The organism is Serratia sp. BIGb0234, assembly GCF_024809915.1.
Taxonomy (GTDB): Bacteria; Pseudomonadota; Gammaproteobacteria; order Enterobacterales; family Enterobacteriaceae; genus Serratia; species Serratia liquefaciens.
Map to the genome: position 1 here is coordinate 1 of NZ_JANUEI010000026.1, position 4,087 is coordinate 4,087.

At 52.4% G+C, this 4,087-nt stretch carries 4 protein-coding genes and 1 pseudogene; 1 reads left to right on the top strand and 4 read right to left on the bottom strand.

Annotated features, from left to right (window positions below; genetic code table 11):
• Positions 1-316 (top strand): DUF4113 domain-containing protein (locus tag M2407_RS26140; RefSeq protein ID WP_259220265.1); only part of this gene is annotated, 316 nt, incomplete at its 5' end.
• An 890-nt stretch (positions 317-1,206) separates the two neighbouring features.
• On the opposite strand, the gene M2407_RS26145 is transcribed toward M2407_RS26140, so the two are convergent.
• The 4 genes and pseudogenes from M2407_RS26145 to M2407_RS26160 all read right to left on the bottom strand — a co-directional run bounded on the left by M2407_RS26145 (position 1,207) and on the right by M2407_RS26160 (position 3,953).
• Entirely contained in the window at positions 1,207-2,142 is a 936-nt protein-coding gene (locus M2407_RS26145) for a Replication protein (protein ID WP_259220267.1), read from the bottom strand.
• A gap of 428 nt (positions 2,143-2,570) precedes the next feature.
• Positions 2,571-2,830, bottom strand: a pseudogene (gene repA, locus M2407_RS26275) (replication regulatory protein RepA).
• A gap of 140 nt (positions 2,831-2,970) precedes the next feature.
• Positions 2,971-3,486: a phospholipase D family protein gene (locus M2407_RS26155; protein WP_259220268.1), complete on the bottom strand. Its 516-nt coding sequence runs from the start codon at positions 3,484-3,486 to the stop codon at positions 2,971-2,973.
• 80 nt (positions 3,487-3,566) lie between these two features.
• A complete protein-coding gene (locus M2407_RS26160) occupies positions 3,567-3,953 on the bottom strand; it encodes a hypothetical protein (RefSeq protein ID WP_259220269.1) in 387 nt (128 codons plus the stop codon).
• Positions 3,954-4,087: the final 134 nt, after the last annotated feature.

Below are 4,087 nucleotides of genomic sequence, written 5' to 3' on the forward strand. Positions count from 1 at the left end.
GCCCACGCAGATCAGCAGCAGCAATGGAGTAGGCGGTGCTACTTTTCATGGTCAGGCGCTCTCAAAAGAAGCGATTCAATCTCCTAACCATGAACGCGTGGCACAGTTCGGTCTGTTTGATGATGCGCCGCCGCGCAAAAACAGCGATCGGCTGATGCAGCTGCTCGACAGCCTCAATCAGGATGGCCGGGCGCCGGTGTGGTTTGCGGGTCAGGGTATTCCCGATCGTGCCGACGGCTGGAAGATGAAACGACAGCGACTGTCGCCGGCCTGGACCACACGGTTGCAGGATGTCCCAGTTGTGCGTCTGAAGTGAATGCGCGTCAGCGCATGCAGGCGACAACAGTCCTGTAAGAGAACACCCTAAGGTTAGGGTCGCCGGTAGCGCGGCATAGCCGCCCTGCTTTGATAGATTTCACCTACCCAGCCCCTCGCCCTGATAAGCCAACTCCACTTACAGCGTCGGGTAGCTATTTGTGCGCGGTCGGAGTGGACACGGCAAGGCGTAGCCGCAGCTGTGGCGTATCTCCGCGTTAGCGGGCCGTAAGGGCCGCTTACGAGCGTGTTAATCGATACTCCAGCGATATTTCTGCCAGCGGTTGAACGGTAAGTTACAGCATTCATCTTAAAGCCACTCGGTTCCGGGCCTTTGGCCCGGAGGGGGCGGCTTTGCGGTGGTGAGTTGGCATCTGATGTTCCCGACTGATGCTGTTGTTGACGATGCTGAAGCGCAATCTTTGCTGAATTTAGGTAATGAGGAAGCGACCATGCCTGGCGAAGCCAGGAGGTGCTTTGTCGGCGTAGCCGGCGGGTGTTATGTTTAAGATCTGCTGGTTCCTCGATCTCCTAGTTTTCACAGTATTTGCCCGAGCAAAGCGAGGGAGGTGCCATCGAGCGCTATGGCGCGATGACATCCCCTTTTTTAAAGGGCTTATTTTGTAATGGATTAACGTTCGGAATTAATGATATCAATGGGTTACTCTTCGAAACTAACGCTACCCTTCGAAACTACTTTATGTCAGTTCGAAACTAATGCTCTTCGGAATGCATAACCGGTTAAAATGTGGCCACTGTGTAGGACGTCGTGAATTTTATTGGTCGCCGGCAGCGGTAGTTGCGGCGAAAAGAAGAGTATTTCAGAACGCCAGGCAGCAGAAACCCCGCGTCTGGCAAGACACGGTATCGTGGGGAAGGTTTAGGGACGGATCAGAGCTGGCCGGCTCGCTCAAGCAACTGCCGGTAGTAACTTTCCGGATCTCGCTGCAGTAAACCTGGTTGGTCTTTTTTCAGCGCAGCCTCCAGTTGCACAACCTGGTGCGGCATAGCTTTACCGGACCAGCTGACAAATGCCTGATAGAACGGATTGGCTTTTCTCTTTCCCTTCGCGGAGGCGTTGATCCTCCCCTGCAAGCCGTCCAGGACAGTATCAAGACGCTCAGAGTTCTCGATAGTATCCAGTGCGTCTTCCAGTTGGCCAACGGCACGTTCTTTTTCGCGTGCAAGATCCGGACTGACAACCCACCGCTTGATTTGTTTTAGCCGGTTGCGCAGCGAATGCCTGTTTTTGAGGTCAATGCCGATGTGCTCAATGCGTAGGAGGTGTCGTTCGTATTTGGTACGCAGCGTTTCTGTCAGGCCATTTTTGATGGCCCAGGTGCGGAACTGACCGAGCCACTGGCGAATTTCGTCGACGGCGATCCCGCGCGACGTGAAGAATTTTTCGCTGAGCCAGATGCGTAGTGGTTTGTTCTGTCCAGAATCGGTGTCTTTATCATGCAGCACAATGGCGTACTGCAACTGCTCCATGACCGACAGCGCGTTCAGCGCGACGTCGTAGGCTTTTCGTCCATTATTGTACACATGCAACACGCCCATATAGTGAGCGAGTTGCTCCATTGGCGCCATGATCTCGAACGGGTAGTCACTGTCCGGGTTATAGTCACAATTAGCGGCCATAACTTGGCTTAACGCGGTTAAAGCTTCACAGGCTTCTGAACGAGCGTGTACGCGCATCGGTTTGGGTACGTAATGGCGATCATTGCGTTTGGTATAGGGAACATAGCCACTACGACGCAGCTCGACTAAATCAGGATTGCGGTGCCAGTTATGGCTGCTGACGCGCGCGACAACTTTCGATGCCATTCCACGAGGGACGGCACAGCTTAAACCTGGTTGATAACGACGGTGAACCTTCGCCAGTCCTTTGCGAAGAGCATTAGCCTCTCCGCGACGTGTTTGGCGTGGTTTAATGAGTGTTGAGCTTTCAACAGTGATTAAATTGGCGCTAGTCAAAGCACCCTGTGCTTATGTTGCACAGAAGGAGTTGAATTTTTTTTGGCACAATTCTATACTCCCTGCATAGAGCAACGCTTCTATACAGTTTTGAGTGAGCCCCGGTAGTCTTTCCCTCCGCCAAGATGAGAAGATTATCGGGGTTTTTGCTTTTCAGTGTTCCGGTAACAATTTCCAGAACCACTTCCCTGCCACCTTACGGCGTGGCTAACCAAGAATTCTGTCAGACGATCAGTAATCTAGCACTCAGCACTAAAACAGGCAAAAAAGTAAAGACTTTACTCTAAAAGTCCTCGTTGATTGAGATCTTGCTCTATCAAACTTTCAATATATTGTGCCTGACTCATCTCCCCTTCAGAACAGATTTGAACCATCATGTCTTTTAAAGGGTTACGAACAAAAACCTTTACTTCTTTATGAGTTACACGCTTTCTGGCCACCGCTGCCAACTGTTTTTCGGTAGCGGCATTGGATTGCCTTTACGGTAAAGTCGTTTAGGTTTCGCTGAGGAAGATTCTGCAGTAACTGTGTGCGACATCTCGCCCCCTCAAGGATCTTAAAGGATCAATTTGTCTGAGATTACTACAAAAACTCAGGCTTGGCAGCCTGATTACGATCTTTTTGTTTATGGAACATAATGAATTGGCGGAAAAACATTCCATAAATCCGGTTAAAATGTCAGTAACGCGCAGTAACAGCTTCTCCCTCCTCCCACAGTCGTTCGAACTCACGCTGATAGGCTTGGCTGACGGCCGGTTCGTTTCGGATCACCAACACATTCTCTGCGTTTTCACCAATCAGGGCGGCCTTGGTGTAATTCAATGAGCCGGTCTGAACTATCTCGTTGTTGATAATGGTGAATTTGTTATGCTGGATTTTATACCTGCTGTTGATACGAACCGGCACGCCGAGGTTGGCCAACGTGGCCACCGCACTCTTATGCTCGCGTGCGAATCGCGCATCAGCCAGCACCCGCACCTTGACGCCGCGCCGCCAGGCGCCATAGATGGCATTAGCCACCGGCGTGCTGGTAAAGGCATAGGCCGCCAGATCCAAAGACTGGCTCGCCTCATTGAGCGTCTGCAGCACCAGTGGCTCCGCCGTGCCGACGGTCGAGAATCCAACCTGAATGTGTGCCAAAACGGGGGGAATGCTCGCAACAAAAAGTGCAAGCGCCAAAACGGTTCGTTTCATTAAAGATCCCTAACAATGAAGGAGTGGGAACCGCTTGCCACACGATGGCGTAGCAAGCGGTGACAGGGGTATCATCCGCATCAGGGTTCGGATAGATGTTGAAGGTTGTGCGGCAACAGCATATTGAGCGTACCCAACTCACTCAGCGCGGCCTTCACCAGACTCCAGCACAGGATGAATGCCGCAATATTCAGCAGCGGAAATAACATCAGGACGGGATGATTGACCGCGTACCCGACCGTTAACGGAAACACCAGTGCAATCACGACGATGCTCTGCATCAACGCCTTCAACTGCCACCCTTTGACGAAACTGTCCTGTTCAAAACGGACCAAGGTTGGCTTCAGGCACAGCGTCAGCGGAAACATCCGGGGCCGACGGGTCAGCGCCACGACGGCATGACTCTGCCCCACCGACAGCCGGTGATGTCGGCAGAATGCCTGGACAATGTCTTTCGCGGCCTCCACCAGGTAGGGTCCATCAGCCTCCCCTCGCGTCCAACGCTGTCGGTGCGTGTCAAGGTAGTTGTCGCCTCAGTTGATTCAAGCAGCCAGGGTTTCCCGCTCCCGATTCAACCATGTTTCATTCTGCCATTTCCAGT